This window comes from Caldicoprobacter guelmensis (assembly GCF_016908415.1).
GTDB classification, from domain to species: domain Bacteria; phylum Bacillota; class Clostridia; order Caldicoprobacterales; family Caldicoprobacteraceae; genus Caldicoprobacter; species Caldicoprobacter guelmensis.
The window spans coordinates 13812-34262 of the sequence record NZ_JAFBDW010000009.1 but is presented as its reverse complement, the minus strand read 5'-3'; the positions used below and the strand labels follow the sequence as shown (position 1 = coordinate 34262).

Annotated in this window: 16 protein-coding genes; all 16 read left to right on the top strand. The window is 47.3% G+C overall.

Translation table 11 applies throughout. The features are described from left to right. Positions 1-220: 220 nt before the first annotated feature. The 16 genes from kdpF to murA all read left to right on the top strand — a co-directional run bounded on the left by kdpF (position 221) and on the right by murA (position 20441). Positions 221-310, top strand: a complete 90-nt coding sequence (kdpF, locus tag JOD02_RS11940) for a K(+)-transporting ATPase subunit F (protein WP_204489409.1) — start codon at positions 221-223, stop codon at positions 308-310. Between the two features lie 2 nt (positions 311-312). Beyond that, entirely contained in the window at positions 313-2022 is a 1710-nt protein-coding gene (kdpA, locus tag JOD02_RS10680; RefSeq protein WP_204489408.1) for a potassium-transporting ATPase subunit KdpA, read from the top strand. A 48-nt stretch (positions 2023-2070) separates the two neighbouring features. Further along, positions 2071-4098, top strand: coding sequence for a potassium-transporting ATPase subunit KdpB (gene kdpB / locus JOD02_RS10675; RefSeq protein WP_243426518.1), 2028 nt, complete (start codon positions 2071-2073; stop codon positions 4096-4098). Positions 4099-4143: 45 nt separating this feature from the next. Continuing rightward, positions 4144-4746 carry a potassium-transporting ATPase subunit KdpC gene (gene kdpC / locus JOD02_RS10670; protein WP_204489406.1) on the top strand — a complete coding sequence of 201 codons (603 nt, stop codon included), beginning with the start codon at positions 4144-4146 and terminating at the stop codon, positions 4744-4746. A 25-nt stretch (positions 4747-4771) separates the two neighbouring features. Then, positions 4772-7522: a sensor histidine kinase gene (locus JOD02_RS10665; RefSeq protein ID WP_204489405.1), complete on the top strand. Its 2751-nt coding sequence runs from the start codon at positions 4772-4774 to the stop codon at positions 7520-7522. Beyond that, complete coding sequence (locus tag JOD02_RS10660; protein WP_204489403.1) at positions 7519-8205, top strand: response regulator; 687 nt, start codon at positions 7519-7521, stop codon at positions 8203-8205. The genes JOD02_RS10665 and JOD02_RS10660 overlap by 4 nt, the downstream gene beginning before the upstream one ends. A gap of 258 nt (positions 8206-8463) precedes the next feature. After that, a complete protein-coding gene (mraZ, locus tag JOD02_RS10655; RefSeq protein WP_204489401.1) occupies positions 8464-8895 on the top strand; it encodes a division/cell wall cluster transcriptional repressor MraZ in 432 nt (143 codons plus the stop codon). A gap of 19 nt (positions 8896-8914) precedes the next feature. Beyond that, complete coding sequence (rsmH, locus tag JOD02_RS10650; protein ID WP_204489400.1) at positions 8915-9841, top strand: 16S rRNA (cytosine(1402)-N(4))-methyltransferase RsmH; 927 nt, start codon at positions 8915-8917, stop codon at positions 9839-9841. A gap of 49 nt (positions 9842-9890) precedes the next feature. Further along, positions 9891-10340, top strand: a complete 450-nt coding sequence (locus tag JOD02_RS10645) for a septum formation initiator family protein (RefSeq protein ID WP_204489398.1) — start codon at positions 9891-9893, stop codon at positions 10338-10340. A 27-nt stretch (positions 10341-10367) separates the two neighbouring features. Further along, entirely contained in the window at positions 10368-12557 is a 2190-nt protein-coding gene (locus JOD02_RS10640; protein WP_204489397.1) for a stage V sporulation protein D, read from the top strand. Positions 12558-12647: 90 nt separating this feature from the next. Further along, a complete protein-coding gene (locus tag JOD02_RS10635) occupies positions 12648-14099 on the top strand; it encodes a UDP-N-acetylmuramoyl-L-alanyl-D-glutamate--2,6-diaminopimelate ligase (RefSeq protein WP_204489396.1) in 1452 nt (483 codons plus the stop codon). Continuing rightward, a complete protein-coding gene (locus tag JOD02_RS10630) occupies positions 14099-15496 on the top strand; it encodes a UDP-N-acetylmuramoyl-tripeptide--D-alanyl-D-alanine ligase (protein WP_204489395.1) in 1398 nt (465 codons plus the stop codon). The genes JOD02_RS10635 and JOD02_RS10630 overlap by 1 nt, the downstream gene beginning before the upstream one ends. Continuing rightward, positions 15484-16473: a phospho-N-acetylmuramoyl-pentapeptide-transferase gene (gene mraY, locus JOD02_RS10625; protein ID WP_204489394.1), complete on the top strand. Its 990-nt coding sequence runs from the start codon at positions 15484-15486 to the stop codon at positions 16471-16473. Before JOD02_RS10630 ends, mraY begins: the two co-directional genes overlap by 13 nt. Before the next feature lie 105 nt (positions 16474-16578). Then, a complete protein-coding gene (gene murD / locus JOD02_RS10620) occupies positions 16579-17946 on the top strand; it encodes a UDP-N-acetylmuramoyl-L-alanine--D-glutamate ligase (RefSeq protein WP_204489393.1) in 1368 nt (455 codons plus the stop codon). Continuing rightward, entirely contained in the window at positions 17943-19061 is a 1119-nt protein-coding gene (gene spoVE / locus JOD02_RS10615) for a stage V sporulation protein E (protein ID WP_204489392.1), read from the top strand. Before murD ends, spoVE begins: the two co-directional genes overlap by 4 nt. Before the next feature lie 117 nt (positions 19062-19178). Further along, entirely contained in the window at positions 19179-20441 is a 1263-nt protein-coding gene (murA, locus tag JOD02_RS10610; protein ID WP_204489391.1) for a UDP-N-acetylglucosamine 1-carboxyvinyltransferase, read from the top strand. Positions 20442-20451: the final 10 nt, after the last annotated feature.

The following is a 20451-nucleotide window of genomic DNA, read 5'->3' as shown; positions in this document are numbered from 1 at the left end:
ATGAAGGGGTTTTTGTTGTGTGTAAAGGAGTGAGGGATTTTGGTAGTGTTTTGGAGAGTTTGCGTAAGTTATTTAGGTTATAGGGTTTCGTTTGTATGATTTACTTATAAAAAGGTTGAATGTTTAGACAATATTTAATAAGAGGATTGTTTAGGAAGATTGTTTGTTAAATTATGGAGAAGAATAACCTCCTTTATCTCAAAGGGGATGTGATGAAGATATGGATGTAGAGTTAATAGGAGGAGTCGTTGTATCTATCGGATTACTTCTTTATCTTGTATATGCATTATTGAAGGCGGAGGATTTATGATTATGGATATTTTTATGGATATGGTGCAGGTAGTGGTTTACGTTGTGTTTCTTGTTGTATTGACAATACCATTAGGGGTATACATGAAAAGGGTCTTTAACGGTGAGCATACATTTATGGACTTTATAATGAGGCCGATAGAAAAAGTGGTGTATCGATTTACTGGTGTTGATGAAAGAGAAGAAATGGATTGGAAGAAGTATGCATTATCGTTATTGACATTCAATTTAATAGGTATAGTAGTGCTTTTCTTTATACAGATACTTCAAGGATATTTGCCTTTTAATCCACAAGGGTTTAGTGCTGTGAAACCGGACGTGGCTTTCAACACGGCAGTCAGCTTTGTGACTAATACCAACTGGCAAGCTTATGGTGGAGAGTCTACCATGAGCTATTTTACCCAAATGGTAGGGTTAACGGTTCAAAACTTTGTGTCGGCTGCCACTGGTATGGCGGTGGCAATAGCGTTAATACGAGGTATTGTTAGACAAAAAGCAACGACAATAGGTAATTTCTGGGTTGACCTTACGCGCAGCGTGTTGTGGGTTTTATTGCCATTGTCGTTGGTATTGGCTATCGTTCTTGTATCTCAAGGTGTTATACAAAATTTAAGCCCCTATAAGACAATAAAGACTCTAGAAGGTGCAGATCAAACCCTTCCCATGGGCCCTGTGGCATCCCAGGAGGCAATTAAAGTACTAGGTACCAATGGTGGTGGTTTTTTCAATGCCAATTCAGCGCATCCGTTTGAAAATCCTACTCCATTTAGTAACTTCCTTGAGATGTTGGCTATATTTTTAATACCTTCTGGGTTAACATATATGTTTGGGAAGATGGTAAATGACGCCAGGCAAGGCTGGGCTATTTTTGAGGCTATGCTTTTGCTATTTCTCATGATGTTCGGTATACTTTACGCATCAGAAAGGGCAGGCAACCCCATAATAGCGAATATGGGAATAAGCGGGTCTACTGCTATGGAAGGAAAAGAAGTGCGGTTTGGTATAGTCAACTCAGCGTTGTTTGCTGCCGTAACTACCGCTGCATCCTGTGGTGCGGTAAATGCTATGCACGATAGCCTCACGCCCCTGGGAGGATTAGTGCCCATGTTGCAAATGATGTTAGGTGAGGTGATATTTGGTGGCGTCGGGTCGGGCTTATATGGAATGCTTATGTTTGTCCTTCTGACTGTATTTATAGTAGGGCTTATGGTAGGGCGTACTCCGGAATATATTGGCAAAAAGATAGAATCGCGGGAGATGAAGATGGTCACTTTGGCCGTATTAATACCAGCGGCGGCAATACTCGTGGGAAGTGCATTGGCTGTTTCGATTAAAGCAGGTACATCCTCCATACACAATCCGGGACCTCATGGATTGAGTGAGATACTTTATGCTTTTGCTTCAGGTGCTGGCAATAATGGCAGCGCTTTTGCGGGGCTAAAGGCTAATACGCCTTTTTACAATATGGCTGTGGCTTTTGCGATGTTAATTGGACGTTTTGGAGTAATATTGCCTGTTCTAGCTATAGCGGGGAGTCTTGCAAGTAAGAAGAAGATTCCCGCCGGACCAGGTACATTTCCTACTACAGGTTTGTTGTTTGTGGCATTGCTGGTAGCTGTGGTGCTGGTTGTGGGTGCATTGACCTTTTTCCCGGCGTTAGCGTTAGGACCTATCGTTGAGCATTTGTTGATGCAATCAGGTAAATTATTCTAAAAAGAGGGATAAAATATGGTACGCAAGGGAAATGACGACAAGAATGTAATGTTCTTTGGGTTGACTCGGCCAATGTTCAAAGAGGCCATAAAAGATTCCTTTCGTAAAATAAACCCCAAAAAACAAATCCATAATCCTGTCATGTTTGTTGTGGAAATAGGTGCCCTGTTGACCACAGGAATAGTATTAAAGAATATATTTACTATGGGGGTGTTGTCGGTATTTTTTGATTTGCAGATAGCTACATGGCTGTGGTTTACGGTTATATTTGCCAACTTTGCCGAAGCAGTGGCAGAGGGCCGTGGAAAAGCACAAGCTGCAGCCTTACGTAAGACGCGCCAGGATATCATGGCGAAAAAGATTCTTGCTTCAGGCAAGATAGAAATAGTTCCTGGGACTTCTCTGCGAAAAGGTGATATTGTGTTAGTGGAAACAGGGGATACAATACCAGGGGATGGAGAAGTCATAGAAGGTATTGCATCTGTGGATGAAAGCGCCATAACAGGTGAGTCGGCGCCTGTGATAAGGGAATCAGGCGGCGATCGCAGTGCGGTCACGGCAGGTACCAAGGTCATCTCTGATTGGATAAAAGTTAAGATATTATCAGACCCAGGAGAAAGTTTCCTCGATCACATGATAAGCCTTGTAGAAGGTGCAAAGCGTCAAAAAACGCCAAATGAGATTGCATTGAATATACTTTTGATAGGCCTTACAATAATATTCTTGTTAGTTACCGTCACATTGGAAGCTTACGCGATTTATTCTGGGATACGGGTATCTGTACCTACTTTAATAGCTTTGTTGGTATGTCTTATACCTACTACAATTGGGGGACTTTTGAATGCTATTGGTATTGCCGGAATGGACAGGTTGATTAAAAAGAATGTGTTAGCGATGTCGGGGCGCGCAGTTGAAGCCGCGGGCGATGTGGACGTACTTTTATTGGACAAGACTGGGACTATTACTCTTGGCAATCGAATAGCTACCGAGTTTATTCCAGCCCCGGGGGTAAAGGCTGAAGAATTGGCGGATGCTGCTCAATTAGCATCGTTGTCTGATGAGACGCCAGAAGGCCGCAGTATAGTAGTGCTGGCCAAAAAGCAGTATGGCTTAAGGGGAAGAGACCTTTCAAATATGAAGGCAAATTTTATACCATTTAGTGCCAAAACGCGCATGAGCGGTATAAATTTGCAGGGTCGTGAAATCCGTAAAGGGGCAGCGGATGCCATTGAAGCGTATGTGCGTTTCAAAGGAGGTAAGATGCCAGAAGAAGTGAAAGCAATTGTGGAAAGGGTAGCCAAAAATGGGGGTACGCCGCTGGTGGTAGCCGAAGGTGCCAAAGTGCTGGGGGTTATTTATCTCAAGGATGTGGTAAAGGGTGGCATAAAAGAGAGGTTTGCCGAGCTGAGGCGTATGGGCATAAAGACCGTTATGATTACTGGTGATAACCCTCTTACTGCTGCAGCTATTGCGGCTGAAGCTGGAGTGGATGACTTTTTAGCGGAAGCTACTCCTGAAATGAAGTTGAAGCTGATAAAGGATTACCAAAATCAGGGACATGTTGTAGCTATGACGGGTGATGGTACTAATGATGCACCGGCTTTAGCACAAGCTGATGTGGGTGTAGCCATGAATTCAGGTACTCAGGCTGCAAAGGAAGCTGGGAATATGGTGGATCTTGACAGTAACCCCACAAAGCTCATAGAGATAGTGGAAACAGGCAAGCAGCTTTTGATGACCCGCGGTGCGCTTACTACTTTTAGCATAGCCAACGATGTTGCAAAATACTTTGCTATAATACCATCTGTATTTGCCAGCGCTTATCCGGTTTTAGAGAGACTAAATATAATGCATCTTGCTACTCCTAGGAGCGCTGTGCTTTCAGCCATTATATTTAATGCCCTTATCATTATAGCGCTTATCCCTCTTGCCTTAAGAGGTGTTAGTTATAAGCCTATAGGAGCAGCAGGTATACTAAAAAGGAATATACTTATATATGGATTAGGTGGGTTTATTGTTCCTTTTGTAGGAATAAAGATTATTGACTGGATAGTCGTTGCTTTAGGGTTAGCTTAAACAGGATATTCTGTGCTATAATTGTAACGAGTTATAGAAGAAAGGATGACAAATGTGAAAAGGCAGGCCTTGACCGCGTTGTTGATGGTTGTAATTATGACCGTCATTGGAGGGGTTGTATACCCGCTAATGGTTACAGGAATTGCCCAGATAATTTTCCCATACCAGGCGAATGGAAGTATGGTTATAAAAGACGGCCGAGTGGTAGGTTCAAAATTGATAGGTCAGAATTTTACCAGTGTGGGATATTTCCATGGCCGACCATCGGCGGCAGGTAAGGGTTATGATGCAACTTTGTCGTCAGGTTCTAACTTAGGGCCTACTAATAGGATTTTGATTGATGAGATAAAGAAGCGAGCCGATTTGATTCGGAAGGAAAATAGGCTGCCTGCGGATGCTTTAGTGCCATCAGACTTGGTAACAGCTTCTGCCAGTGGGCTAGACCCGGATATAAGCGTTGAAGCGGCTTATTTGCAAGTACCTCGCATAGCTAAAGTTTGGGGTATCTCTGAAGCAGTGTTGAAAAGGCTCATCGATACTCACATAAAAAGAAGGCAATTTGGAATATTGGGTGAAGAAAGGGTGAATGTACTAGAGTTAAACGTTGCCCTTGATGACCTCGTTTCGAGAATCTCGCAGAATAATTGATGTGTTAAGGAAAAGGTGTTATTCTATGGAACGTGAAGTTAGGCCGGATCCTGAAAAGCTTTTAGAAAAAATAACTGATGACAAAAGAGGTAAATTGACAATATTTTTAGGCCCTGCCGCTGGCGTGGGTAAGACCTTTGCTATGCTTTCAGCGGCTCATGAAAGAAAAAGCAAGGGCATTGACGTCGTAATAGGGTGGGTGGATACCCATAAAAGGCCGGATACTGAAAAATTAGTGGAAGGACTTGAGGTTATTCCTCCTAAGAAGATAGTTTACAAAGGAACCGTGTTTGAAGAAATGGATGTGGATGCCATCATCGCCCGCAGACCTATGATTGTGCTTGTCGATGAGCTGGCACATACTAATGTTCCGGGTTCACGCCATCATAAGAGGTATCAGGACGTAGAAGAAATATTGGATAATGGTATAGATGTGTTTACAACCCTTAATATTCAGCATATTGAGAGTTTAAATGATGTGGTTGCCCAAATCACGGGGGTTGTTGTAAGGGAAACCGTCCCTGATCGAATATTGGAACAGGCGAGTGAGATAAGGCTAATAGACCTTTCATCCGATGAACTTATCCAGAGGCTTAAAGAAGGAAAGGTTTATGTTCCTGAGCAGGCGGATAAAGCATTAAAGAATTTTTTTAGGAAGGGTAATATTGAGGCATTAAGAGAATTGGCATTAAGGCGTACTGCTGAACGTATAGATAAGCAGTTGGATGAGTACATGAAAGCTCATGATATAAGAGGACCGTGGCCTGTTAAGGAACGTATAATGGTATGCATAAGTCCAAGCCCTTTGTCGGCCAATCTTATACGTTTTGCAGGGCGTATGGCTAATCGCTTAGAGGCTGAGTTTTATGCTGTATATGTGGAGAGACCAGAAGGTCTCAATGATGAGAAGTTGCAACAGAGGCTCCGTAAAAATCTCTCATTAGCAGAAAATTTGGGCGCTCAGACGGTAATACTTACAGGTAGCGATCCTGCTAAGGAAATAATAGACTTTGCTCGTTCTAAAAATATAACTCAGATAGTAATAGGAAAGCCGCTTAGGTTTAAATTGATAGATATCTGTAAGGGTTCATTGGTTGACAGGATATTGCGTTTAAGCCGTGGCATAAGCGTTCACATTATAACGGGTGAGGTAGACCAGGATGAGAGGTCATGGACGCAAAAGTATAAAGAAATGACACAAAAGGTCTCTCTTATGCCTTTTATAAAATCTGTGATTATTGTCGCTGCTTTTACTTTTTTGTGCAAAATGGCTGAGAAGATACTGAATACGGCTGATCTGACATTAATATACCAGATACCTGTACTTATAAGTGCTACTCGTTCAGGTTTGTTGTCAGGGATCTTTACAGCTTTTGTCAGCGCGTTAGCTTTAAATTTTTTCTTTATACCGCCATTGCGCACATTTAGTGTTGCAAACGTGGGTTACGTTTTAAATCTTATAATGTTTATGATAACAGCCATAATAATAAGTTCTTTAATCTCGCGGCTTACCAAAATAGCTGAGGCTTCTCAGAAAAGGGAAGCGAGAACGGCTGCCATGTACCGGCTCAGTCGCAACATAGCAGCAACAGCTGATACCAATTATCTTTTAGAGATGGTGACCCGAGAGATATGCAATATATTTCATGCGGATACTATGATATTAAGGCCTGATGACAAAGGAAAGCTTAGAATGGATTTTTATGCAACTAGCGATCGTAATGAAGAAAAGGATGTTGGAGTGTTGCAGAGCAATGGAGCAAATTCGTTTTGTTTTGGGGAAAAAGAGAGGGCAACTGCTACATGGGTGTATGAACATGGCGAAAAGGCAGGATTTGGTACAGATACCTTAAGCGATGCTAAGGCTGTATATATCCCTCTCAAGACACAAAAGAGTACCTTCGGCGTGCTGGGTGTCAAATTTGAAAGGGAGGATAGATATTTAACCCCGGATGAGTGGCAACTGCTGGACGCGTTTGCAGGCCTTGCAGCCATTGCAGTGGAACGCATATGTTTATCAGAGGAAGCTAAAAAGGCTGAGATTCTTGCTAAAACGGAGCAATTGAGGGTAGCATTGCTAGATTCAGTATCCCATGAACTGAGGACACCTTTATCTTCTATAATAGGGGCTGCGACTACATTGCTGGAAGAAGAAGGTTTATATGACAAAGAAGTGCGCCGTAACATGTTGTCTACTATACTCAATTCAGCTAAGAGGATGAATATTGTAGTAGAAAATTTGCTAGGCATGACTAGAATTGAATCTGGGAATTTACGGTTGAGGTTGGATTGGTGTGCTTTGGAAGATATCATAGGCTCTGCCTTGACTCGATTAAAGGATCGCCTGGAGGGGCGTTTGGTCAATGTAGATGTTGACTCGAATTTGCCACTCATTTATGTGGATTTTGTCTTGATGGAACAGGTGATGATAAATTTACTGGATAATGCAATTAAATATTCTCCAAAAGGCTCGCCTATAACAATAAGGGCTAAACCTTTGGGAAAAACTGTAGAAATAGAGGTGGAGGACGAAGGTATAGGCATACCTGAAGAGGACCTGGAGAGAATATTTGATAAATTTTATAGAGCCGAAACATCACAGCATGTTAGTGGTACGGGAGTAGGGCTTTCGATTTGTAAAGGCATCGTTGAGGCCCATGGAGGCAAGATTAAAGCGGAAAATAGGGAGGGAAAAGGAGCCAGGTTTAGTATTAGCTTACCTATTTCTGCAGTTCAGCAAGAAAGACCAGAAGGTCTGTTGGGGGATGACAAATGACTTCAGATGGGGCAAGGATTTTAGTGGTTGATGATGAACAGGAAGTGAGGAGGCTTTTAAATATTGTTTTAAGAGCTCATGGGTATCATGTTCAAGAAGTAGAGGATGGTCAAAATGCCATTATTCAGACGGCAATATTTCATCCAGATCTGTTGATTTTGGACTTAGGACTTCCTGACATGGATGGTATAGATGTTATAAAAAGAATAAGGGAATGGTCAAAAGTACCTATATTAATTCTTTCTGCAAGGGGGCAGGAGGAAACCAAAATAGCCGCTTTGGATGCAGGCGCTGATGATTATATAACCAAGCCTTTTGGTATGGGTGAATTATTGGCACGGATTCGGGTAGCATTGCGCCATGCTGCCAAATCAGATGATGACCCGGTTATAACGGTTGGTGACCTTGTGATAGATTTATCAAAACATATGGTAACGTTAAAAGGAAATGAATTAAAACTAACTCCTACTGAATACGAGATATTAAAGTTATTGGCGCTTCATGCCGGCAAGGTGATAACGCACAAACAGCTTTTAAAAGCGGTATGGGGACCGGAATACGAGAATGAAACACACTATTTGAGAGTTTATATAGGGCAGCTTCGACGTAAGATTGAAGATGACCCTATACAACCCAAATATATTATTACAGAGCCGGGAATAGGTTATAGGTTGATGGGATAAACTGTAGTTTTAAAGGTGTTGTTTGAAATGGGTAAGGCCCTGTTTCTGAAAACCAGATAGGTTGTCAGAAACAGGGCTTTTTACTTGAGAATTGATAGTATAAAAGTAATATTTTTAGGACCAGGGCATTAAATTTGAGTTTTTTTATTTTTATTTTTTAGTTTGTAGCAGGAATTTTAAAAGTTTTAGAGAATAAATTCATAAAAGTGGTTGAAAGTGGGGAAAAGTGGTGGGATAATAGGTTAAGGGGGTGGGGGCTTGTTCATTGGGGAGTACCAGCATACCATAGACCCCAAAGGCCGAGTCATAATGCCAGCCAAGTTCAGGGAAGGTTTGGGTGAAAGATTTGTGCTCACCAAAGGGCTGGACCACTGCCTGTTTGCATACCCCAATGAGGAATGGGGCATCTTAGAAAAGAAGCTCCGTTCACTTCCCTTAACCAATAAGGATGCCCGAGCTTTTATACGCTTCTTTTTTGCGGGTGCCTGTGAGTGCGAGCTGGACAAGCAAGGAAGGATTCTAATTCCGGCTAATTTGAGGGAGTATGCCGGGCTGGAGAAGGACGTGGTCATAATAGGCGTGTCTACCCGGGTGGAGATTTGGAGCAAGGACAGATGGGATGAGTATAATAATGCCTCCAGTCTCGACCATGAGGCAATTGTGGAGAGGATGGCGGAGCTGGGGATTTGAGATCCGGAGGAGTGGATAGATGGAGTTCAAGCATACGCCGGTGTTGCTGCATGAGGTACTTGAGCTTTTGAACTGCCATCCCGGACAAGTTATCGTGGATGGGACGGTTGGCGGAGCGGGCCACGCTTATGAGATATTGAAGCGGATTGTTCCAGGTGGCTTTTTGATCGGCATAGACAGAGATCCTAATGCGCTGGAAGCGGCTCGGGAAAGGCTTAAGGAGTTTGAAGGCTGTTTTAAACTGGTACACGCCAACTTTGCTGACATGAAAGAAGTGCTAAAAAGCCTGGGCATAGATGCTGTCGACGGAGTACTTCTGGACCTTGGGGTTTCATCCCATCAGCTTGAAGAGGCATGGCGGGGTTTTACCTATATGCAGGATGCGCCGCTTGACATGAGGATGGACCCAACGCAGGCTTTCAGCGCCTACAATGTCGTCAACGAGTATTCGCAGAAAGAATTGGAGCGGGTCATAAGGCAGTACGGTGAAGAACGGTGGGCCGGGCGCATAGCCGAGTTTATAGTGAAAAGCAGGCCTATTAACACCACAAGCCAACTGGTGGACGTCATAAAAAAAGCTATTCCTGCAGCCGCCAGGCGAGAGGGTCCACATCCTGCAAAGCGAACCTTTCAGGCCATACGCATAGAGGTAAACCAGGAGCTTAGCCTGCTCCCCGGGGCGATAGAAAGCGCGGTGGATGTGTTAAAGCCTGGTGGGAGGCTGTGTGTCATATCCTTTCACTCCCTAGAGGACAGGATAGTTAAGGAGGCTTTTCGCCGTTTGAGTAACCCCTGCACATGTCCCCCTGATTTTCCGGTGTGTATCTGCGGCAAACGACCTTTGGTGAAGGTGCTCACCAGCAAGCCGGTGACCCCTACACCGGCGGAAGTTTCCCTTAATCCTCGTTCGCGCAGCGCCAAAGCAAGGTGCTGCCAGAAATTATGAACTGCTACCAGGGATGAGGATACATAAAAGATAAGGAGGATGAATAAAATTGGTAGTAGCTCCAAAACGACAACATTATGCAGAGCCGTTGCCCAAGTCTCGTACCGAGGTTAAATCCAGGCCGAAGGCTAAACCCAGGCCAAAGCGGGCCAGCAGGATAAAGCCCATAATTCTGGTGGCCTTGTGGTTTGTAATGGCATTCCTGGTAGTGAGCCGGCATGCCGCCATTGCGGAGAACCATCAGCGTATACTGGAGCTTGAGAAAAGGCTGGATGAAGCGCTTAAGCAGAGCGAACTGTTGAAGTTGGAGCTTGCGGCAAGTGAGGATTTGAGAAGGATAGAGGAGGTTGCCAGAAATCAGCTTCATATGAACTACCCTCATCAGACGCAGGTACAGTATGTTGAACTTCCCGAGAATGAAATGGAACAGAAACAGGCAGAGGTGGCAAAGCATCAGGAAACCAGTATATGGGATATAATCCTGAGGCTAATTGACTGAAGGGGGATGCGAGGGGGTGGTAATTCCGTGGCGTTACCAGGGGTTACCCATAGAAAGCGCTTGGTGGCTCTGTTATTGATATTTACTTTAATTTTTTTTGCCCTGACCGTAAGGGTAGGATACATACAGCTGATATGGGGAATAGACCTTCAGAAAAAGGCTGTGGATCAATGGACAAGGGATTTGGATGTATTTCCAAGGAGGGGGGTCATTAAAGACAGAAACGGCAAGGTCCTTGCGCAGAGCGCCACTTCCGAGTCCATAGCTGCAAGGCCCAGCCAGATAAGCGATCCGCGTAGGGTGGCTTCTTTGATAGCGCCCATTCTTGGGCTGGATGAGGATGAGCTGTACAAAAAGCTATCCAATACCTCAAGCACATACGTGTGGATAAAGCGCCAGGTTGATAGGGAGACTGCTAACAAGGTTCGTACCCTCAACATCAAGGGCCTTGACTTCACCGAGGAGCCCAAAAGGTATTATCCCAACGGCAGCCTGGCCGCTCATGTTTTGGGGTTTACCATGAAATACGCAGAGCCCGGGGAAGGATTAAAGGGTCAGGAAGGCATAGAGCTGTACTATGATAAGTATTTAAAAGGTTTCCCAGGCAAAATAGTAATGGAGACCGATGCCGCAGGCCGAGAAATGCCTTATAATGTAGACAGGTATATACCGCCCATCAACGGGCTTAATCTTATGCTTACCATCGACCAGGTCATACAGTACTTCACCGAGAGAGAGATCAGCAATGTGGTGGCCAAGTACAACCCCAAAAAGGTGTATGCCATAGTGATGGACCCTAATACCGGCGAGATACTCGCCATGGCAAACTGGCCCACTTTTGACCCCAATAACCCGCCACGCGATATAGGCAATTTCGAGCAGATGCAGCAGTACATCAAAAACTTTGCCTGCAAGGAGAACATTGACCCGGGTTCTACATTTAAAATAATAACGGCTGCTGCGGCTTTGGAGGAAGGGGTTGTCAGCTTAAGAAGCACTTTCAACTGTCCAGGGTATAAAATAGTAGACGGGCAGAGGATAAACTGCTGGAGGGCCGGGGGCCATGGCCACGAAACTTTTCCCCAAGCAGTGCAGAATTCCTGTAACCCTGTTTTTATGGAGTTGGCGCTGAGGCTGGGAAAGGATAAGTTTTATCAATATCTGGAACGATTTGGATTTGGTCAGCCTACCGGAATAGATGTGCTCGGCGAAGAGAAGGGCATCATAATGCCTAAAAGTGCGGTGAAAAACGTAGACCTGGCAAGGATGGGCTTTGGGCAGGCCATTTCGGTTACGCCCCTTCAGCTCATTACAGCGGTTTCGGCGGTTATAAACGGTGGAAACTTGATGAGGCCCTATATAGCCAAGGAGCTTCGAAAGGTGGTAGTTGACGAAAAAGGGCAAGAAAAGGAAGAAGTGGTCAAAACCGTTACGCCGCAGAAGATAAGGCAGGTTATATCGCCCGAGACGTCAAAAATAATGAGGGAAGTGCTGGAGAGCGTTGTGACTGAAGGGAGCGGCAGAAATGCTTATATACCCGGTTACAGGGTGGGCGGCAAAACGGGCACTGCGCAAAAATACGGGCCAGACGGCAAGATCATACCCAATAAGAACATATCCTCGTTTATCGGCTTTGCACCTGCTGACAACCCACGGGTGATTGCGCTGTTAATGGTGGATGAACCCGAAGCGCCGGTTACATTTGGTAGCGTCATTGCGGCGCCTTATGTAAAAAATATCTTGGAGGATACCCTTAAGTATCTAGGTGTTGAGCCGGTGTTTGACGAAGAAGCCCAGGATAAAGTGCAGCAGGTGGAAGTGCCTGATGTAATAGGCATGGAGGTGGACCAGGCCGTTAAGGCCCTTAAAGAGGCAGGGCTGGAGTATTTGGCTGACGAGGCAGGTACTGTCGTAAAGGACCAGGTACCCAAGCCAGGGGCTAAGGTCGTGTCAGGTACCACCGTGCTGCTTTACACCGAGCGAAAGGCCGAAGGCCAGCAACAGGCCCAGGGTGCGCAGACCCCTGCTGAAGGGATGGTGCTGGTGCCGGATGTGCGGGGAAAATCGATTCGCGAAGCCAACCGAATCCTGGTCTCTGAAGGTTTAAAGCTTAGAATAGAGGGTTCGGGGATTGCCATAGGGCAGGACCCGGCACCCGGCACGCAGGTTGAACCCGGTACTGAAGTGAAGGTGCGATTTGCGCTGCCGACACAGTAGTAGAAAAGCGGAAATTACGATGGCGAATAATTTTGCCATGAAATGTAAATACTACTCTAAATAGGTAACTGATGTGTGGGAGGAAGAGGTATGCTGCTTAAAGAGTTGCTCAGAGAAATAGATGTTTCTCGCATAGAAGGCGATGCCGACAAGCAGATCGACGCCATATACTATGATTCGCGGAAAGTGACGCCTAACTCTTTGTTCTTTTGTATCGAAGGTTTCCGGTTTGACGGCCATGACTTTGCTGGTGAAGCGGTGGCCAAAGGTGCACATGCCGTAGTACTGCACAAGGATGTTCCTTTACCCCAGCACGTCACCAAGGTGTTTGTTGAGGATACCCGCCTGGCCATGGCGCTGATATCCCGAGCCTTTTATGGCTACCCAGCTCAGGACATACCCATAGTCGGAGTGACGGGTACCAATGGCAAGACCACCGTAACCTATCTCGTAAAATCCATACTGGAGGAAGCTGGCAAAAAGGTAGGGCTGATTGGTACCATCGCAAATATGATAGGCTCCAAGGTGCTGCCTGCCGAGAGGACCACTCCCGAATCAATGGACCTGCAAAGGCTTTTTAAGGATATGCGGGATGAGGGCGTAAATGCCATAGTTATGGAGGTGTCTTCCCATTCGCTGAGCCTTAAACGCGTGGCCGGCGTGCAGTTTGAAGTAGGGGTGTTTACTAATTTGACGCAGGACCATCTGGATTTTCACCGCACCTTCGAGGAGTATCGTGAGGCCAAGGCAAAGCTGTTTTTACAGAGCAGGCAGGCGGCCATAAACATAGACGATGAGGCTGGGCGCATGTATGCCGAAAGGGTGCAGGGCAGGCTATGGACCTATGGGATCAGCAGGGCAGCACAGGTGTTTGCAAGGGATATAGAGATTACCTTAAAAGGCGTGTCGTTCGAGCTTTTTTTGCAGGGCGAAAGTTGTCAGGTAAACTTGAACATACCCGGGCTTTTCAGCGTGTACAATGCCCTGGCTGCTGCAACGGCGTGTCATGCGCTTGGGGTGTCGGCTGGATGCATAAAGGCCGGCCTTGAAAAGGTGAAAGGTGTACCAGGGCGGTTTGAGCTTCTTGACACCGGTACCGAGTATTCGGTGATAATAGATTATGCCCACACCCCTGATGGATTGGAGAATGTGCTTAAGACGGCCCGTGACTTCACCAAAGGGCGCGTCATCACGGTGTTTGGATGCGGCGGCGATCGTGACCCCTCAAAGCGGCCCATAATGGGGGAGGTAGCGGGAAAATACTCTGACTTTTGCGTCATTACCTCCGATAACCCGCGCAGTGAGGAGCCCATGGCTATTATACAGCAGATCATACCGGGCGTACAGAAGACCGCATGCCCCTATGTGGTCATCGAGGACCGCAGGGAGGCCATTGCCTATGCTTTAAACCACGGCAGGCCAGGGGATGTGATCATACTTGCAGGCAAGGGGCATGAGACCTACCAAATACTGAAGAATAAGGTCATCCACTTTGATGAAAGGGAAGTGGTTGCCGAACTGCTGGGAAGGGAGAAGGTTTGATGGAACCCATATCGGTAGAGGAGATACTTAAGGCCACCGATGGAGAGTTGGTGAAAGGCGAGGCAAGTGGGGTTATAACAGGTGTGAGTACCGATAGCAGGACGATAAAGCCAGGGGAACTGTTTGTATCGCTTATTGGCGACAGGTTTGACGGCCACGACTTCATTCCCCAGGCGGCAGAAAAGGGTGCAAAGGCCGTTCTCGTCCAGCGTGTACTGGACCGGCTTCCCGAGGGTATAAGCGCCATCAAAGTTGATAATACCCTTGTCGGCCTTCAGCGCCTGGCCGGCTATTATCGAAGGAAGTTCAACATCCCGGTGATAGCGGTGACTGGGAGCACGGGCAAGACCACCACAAAGGACATGATACACTGCGTGCTTTCAACACGTTATGACGTTTTAAAGACCGAGGGCAACCTCAACAACGAAATCGGCCTGCCGCTGACATTATTCAGGCTTGAGCGGCATCATGAAATAGCCGTGGTGGAGATGGGCATGAGCGGCTTTGGCGAGATACACAGGATGGTTGAGGCGGCACTTCCCTGCATAGGCGTGATCACCAACATAGGCGTGTCCCACATAGAGAAGCTTGGCAGCAGAGAAAACATACTTAGGGCAAAGCTTGAGATTTTTGATTATTTCCCCGGAAATGGGGTTGCGGTATTGAACGGTGACGATGACATGCTGTGGGGAGTTAGGGAAAAGCTTAAATTCGGGGTCAAGTTTTTTGGAATGCGGGAAGGCCTGGATTTCAGGGCAGAAGGCATAACCACCGGCCATTATGGTGTTAGTTTTAAGCTGGTAGCTGGTGGTGAGGCATATCCCTTTAAGCTGCCGCTGCCAGGGAGACACAACGTATATAACAGCTTGGCGGCCATTGCCGTGGGACGGCTTTTTGGCATAAGCGTTGGGGAGATGGGTAAAGCGTTTAAAGCCTTTAAGCCGGGCAATATGCGGCTTAATATATTTGAGACGCAGGAGGGCACCATTGTGATTGATGATGCCTACAACGCCAGCCCTGACTCCATGAAGGCGGCACTTTCGGTACTCAAGGACATGCCGGGTGTGCGCAGGATTGCAGTGCTGGGCGATATGCTGGAATTGGGTGATTATGCTGAAGAGGGGCACCGCCAGGTGGGCAGTGCTGTGGTACAAAATAGGGTGGATTTGTTGATCACCCGAGGTGAAAATAGCCGCTTTATAGGCATGGAGGCACAGGCATCCGGGATGCCCCCTTCAAGCATATATCACTGCCAGTGTAATAAAGATATAATAAACTTGTTAAGCACAATTGTCCAACGCGGTGATACAATATTAGTAAAAGGTTCCAGAGGTATGAAGATGGAGGAAGTTGTCTCTTACCTCTTAAAAGGGGGTTATAGACCTTGGAATCATTGATATACACGGTGATCATATCTTTTGTACTTACGTTAGCGGTTGGAGTATTTGCCATACCTGTGCTGAGAAGGCTCAAGTTTGGCCAGTACGTACGCCAGGAAGGCCCGCAGGCGCACTTTAAAAAAGCCGGGACCCCTACCATGGGCGGAGTAATTTTCTTAATACCCATTTGCATAGCGGCCCTTGCGCTGGCTAGGGGCAGCCTGGACTTCCTGCTGGCCGCTCTACTGGTGATGCTGGGGTTTGGGTTTATAGGTTTTCTGGACGACTATCTCAAGATATTGAGGCGCAGGTCGCTGGGGCTTAAGGCTTATCAAAAGATGCTGGCCCAGATTGCCATAGGAGTCATATTTTCTTATTACGCCTATACCCATGTAGGCAGTGCTGTAACCATTCCTTTTGTCAAGGCGGAATGGGACCTGGACATTATGTATATCCCGCTGATGACCTTCATAATAGTGGGGACGGTAAACAGCGTGAATCTAAATGATGGGCTGGACGGTTTAGCTTCGGGTGTTACCCTTATAGTGGCGGCCACTTTTAGCATTTTAGCGGCCTATCTGGCGTCTTCCATGCGCCGGGAGGGCCTGGAGTATATGGCGGTAAACTATGACAACCTCATGGTATTTGCTGGGGCTGTAACGGGCGGGTGCCTGGGATTTTTGCGGTTCAACGCTTATCCCGCACAGGTCTTTATGGGTGATACCGGAGCAATGGGGTTGGGTGGAGCGGTGGTGGCCCTCGCGGTTTTGCTTAAGCTGCCCCTGTTTTTACCTATAATCGGAGGGGTATACATGGCAGAGACTCTGTCGGTGATAATACAGGTGGCGTCATATAAGCTGACCGGCAAGAGAGTGTTCCGCATGAGCCCGCTTCATCATCATTTTGAGCTCAGCGGCATGAGCGAGCCCAGGGTGGTTGCCATGTTCATGATAGCGACTACCCTGCTGTGCCTTATTGGTTTGCTGGCTGTGTGAAAGGGCTGGTTTTGTGGTATAGCGTGCGTCCAGACAATCTGGATGGCGTAAGGAGTTAAAATAGTGGGGTTTGACTTGAGAGTTTTAATTTAATAGGAGGAGCATATGGAGTACCATGGGAAGGCTGTTCTTGTAGTGGGGCTTGCGCGAAGCGGCATTGCTGCTACCAAAGTGCTAAAGAGCCTGGGCGCCAGGGTTATAGCAAACGACATAAAGAGGCGGGAAGAGCTGGGAGATTCAATATTGGAGCTTGAAACGCTGGATGTGGAGCTTTGTCTTGGGTGTACGCCCGATGACCTGGTTGAAAAGGTTGACCTGATCGTCATAAGCCCCTCTGTGCCCATAGATTCCCCTTTTATTCAAAAGGCGCAGCGCCTTGGGCGGGAGGTTATAAGCGAGCTTGAGCTGGCTTACAGGCTGTGCAGGGCGCCGGTTATTGCCATTACCGGCACCAATGGCAAGACCACAACGGTGACCTTGACGGGGGAGATGCTCAAAAAGGCTGGTTTTAACGCATACGTGCTGGGCAATATCGGCGTGCCATTTGTAAGCAAGGCTTTGGGGATGGATGAAGACGACATAGCGGTGGTGGAGGTGAGCAGTTTCCAGCTGGAAGCCGTTCGCCACTTTCATCCGCATGTAGCCGCCATTCTCAATATTACCCCCGATCACCTCAATCGCCACAAGACGATGGAGAATTACATAGCGGCCAAGGCCAGGATTTTTGAAAACTGCACTCCCAATGACTGGGTGGTTTTGAATGCCGATAATGAGGCAGCGGCAAGGCTGGCGACGCAGGTTCGAGGGCAGGTGCTGTTTTTCAGCCGCTTAAAGCAGCTATCCAAAGGGGCATGGGTGGAAGGTGGCAAGGTGGTGCTGGATATAGGGCAGGGCAAAGAAGAGGTGTGCGGAGTTGAGGACATATTCATACCAGGGGCGCACAATCTGGAAAATGCTCTGGCCGCTGCTTTGATGGCCAGGGTCATGGGGGCTACAGCGCAGGACATAGCTGTCACCTTGAAGACTTTCAAGGGAGTGGAGCACCGCATCGAGTACGTGGATACCATCAGAGGGGTCAAGTTTTATAACGACTCAAAGGGTACTAATCCCGATGCTTCAATAAAGGCTATACAGGCCATGAAAGGGCCTACCGTGCTTATAGCGGGTGGAATGGATAAGGGCAGCAGCTTTGATGAGTTCATAGATGCCTTTGGCAAAACCGTCACCCACATGGTGGTATTGGGAGAGACGGCTGATAAGCTCATTAGAACCGCAAAGGAGAAGGGGTTTGAAGAGGTATACCGCGTAAACACTGTAGAAGAGAGCGTGAGGAAGGCGTTTAGCCTGGCTTCCCCGGGCTATAACGTGCTGTTTTCTCCGGCATGTGCCAGTTGGGATATGTTCAAAGATTATGAGGAAAGGGGAAGAGTCTTTAAGAGCGCTGTCAGGGCTCTTAAGGGGGAATTTGAGTGAACAAAAGGCCCAAAAAAGCCCCAAAGCATAAGAAGCCATTTGATTATCCCATTTTGCTCACTATTGTAATCCTCGTCGCCTTTGGCACCATCATGGTGTTCAGCGCCAGCTTTTATTACGCACAGGTCAGGTGGGGGGATAAATACTACTTTTTCAAGCGCCAGTGTCTGTGGGCGGTTGTAGGCTTTGTAGCCATGGCATTTACGGCAAACTTGGATTATTGGAAGCTTAGAAAGTTTTCAAAGCCCTTGCTGATGCTGAGCATATTGCTTTTAGCTGCTGTTTTGGTTGTGGGGGTGGAACGGAATAATGCCAAGCGCTGGCTCAATATAGGGGGGTTGAGCATACAGCCTTCGGAGATCGCCAAATTTGCGCTTGTGCTGTTTTTGGCCGATAGCATGGCCCGGCGGAAGGACAGGATAAAATCTTTCTTCCAGGGTGTGGTGCCCTACCTTCTGCTAACGGGGTTGCTGTTTGGACTCATCATGCTGCAGCCCAATATGAGCACGGCGGGAAGCCTGGTACTGCTTGTGATGGTGATGCTGTTTGTATCGGGTGCCAGGCTATGGCATCTGGGTTTGCTGGTTGGCGGTGGCGCCGCTGCAGCCGCTGCCCTTGTTAAGGCGGCTGAGTATCGGCTGGAAAGGTGGGTGGCATTTTTAGACCCATGGAAGGACCCACTGGAGACGGGATACCAGATCATTCAGTCGCTGTATTCTTTAGGCGCGGGTGGCTTATTTGGGATGGGGCTGGGTGAGAGCAGGCAAAAGTATCTTTATATACCATATCCAGAGACCGACTTTATATTCGCCATTATAGGCGAGGAACTGGGATTTGTCGGATGTACGCTGCTCATACTGCTGTTCGTCATCCTGATATGGAGGGGATTGAAGATAGCCATTACAGCTCCTGACCTGTTTGGGTGCCTGCTGGCAGCGGGGATCACGGGCATGATAGGCATCCAGACCGTCATAAACATAGCGGTGGTGACGGCATCCATGCCCCCTACCGGGTTGCCCCTCCCGTTTATAAGCTTTGGTGGTTCTTCGCTGGCCATTTTCATGGCCAGCATAGGGGTGCTGCTCAATATCTCAAAATACGCCAAAGCAGGTTAAACCTGCCATGCCTGGCCGTTGTGTCACACCTCTTTTTGGGGCTGCATATCATGGTATTGTGAAAAATTGAGACATACTAAAAGTTGAACGCCATGTTTGTGAAAAGAGGTGTGGCAAATGGCAAAATATGTAATAAACGGCGGCAGGCGATTGGAGGGGAAGATACGTGTAGGTGGTGCCAAGAATGCCATTCTGCCTATACTGGCTGCGGTTTTGCTCACCGAAAAACAGGTAGTTTTACACGATTGCCCAGATCTCCTGGATGTTAAGAAGACCATATTGATACTCGAGTCTATCGGCTGCAAGGTAAAGAGGGAGGGCAGGGATTTAATCATTGACCCCTCTACTGTGACCAGCTGTGCCATACCGGATTGCTATGTCCGGGAGATTCGTTCGTCCATAATATTTTTAGGGGCCATGCTTTCCAGGGCCGGGAGGGCTAGAGTCACATATCCCGGAGGTTGTGAGATAGGGCAGCGACCCATTGACCTCCACCTTAAAGGGCTCAGGCAGCTGGGAGTACTTATAGACGAATCCAACGGCTACCTGGATTGCGTTGTCCCTAAGATGGAGGGGGGAGTAATTCATTTAGATTATCCCAGCGTGGGGGCTACCGAAAACATAATGCTGGCAGCCGTAAAGGCCAAGGGACGTACCGTAATCCACAATGCCGCTAAAGAGCCCGAGATCGTGGACCTGCAAAACTTCATCAATGCCATGGGCGGGAATGTGCGAGGGGCGGGCACAAATACCATAGTGGTGGAAGGCGTACACCGCGGCTTTCATGAGGTTGAGTATACCATCATCCCCGACCGCATTGTGGCGGGCACATATATGGTGGCGGCTGCCATAACAGGCGGCGATGTCCTGATCGACAACGTGATACCTGAGCATGTTCAATCCATTATACACAAGCTGAAGGAAGTCGGGTGTACCGTTCAAATTCAGGACTCATGTATAAGGGTGAAAAGTAAACACCGGCTTAGGGCCATAGAGCACATCAAGACTTTACCCTATCCAGGTTTTCCTACCGATATGCAGGCGCAATTCACCAGCCTGCTGTCGGTGGCCAGGGGGACCAGCATAATAACCGAGACAATATTTGAAAACAGGTTTAGGCATGTGCCCGAGCTTGTAAGGATGGGGGCCAACATCAGGATTGACGGCCAGACCGCCATCATACACGGGGTCAAGGCGTTAAAAGGCGCCAATGTTGTAGCTAAGGATTTGAGGGGAGGAGCGGCGCTGGTACTGGCTGGGCTGCGCGCCGAAGGCCAAACCGTTGTGGAAAACGCTTTTTACATTGACAGGGGTTATGAACATCTCGAGGTTGCATTACGCGGCATAGGAGCTGATATTGTGAAGTCAAACGATGGATAAAAGGCTGAGG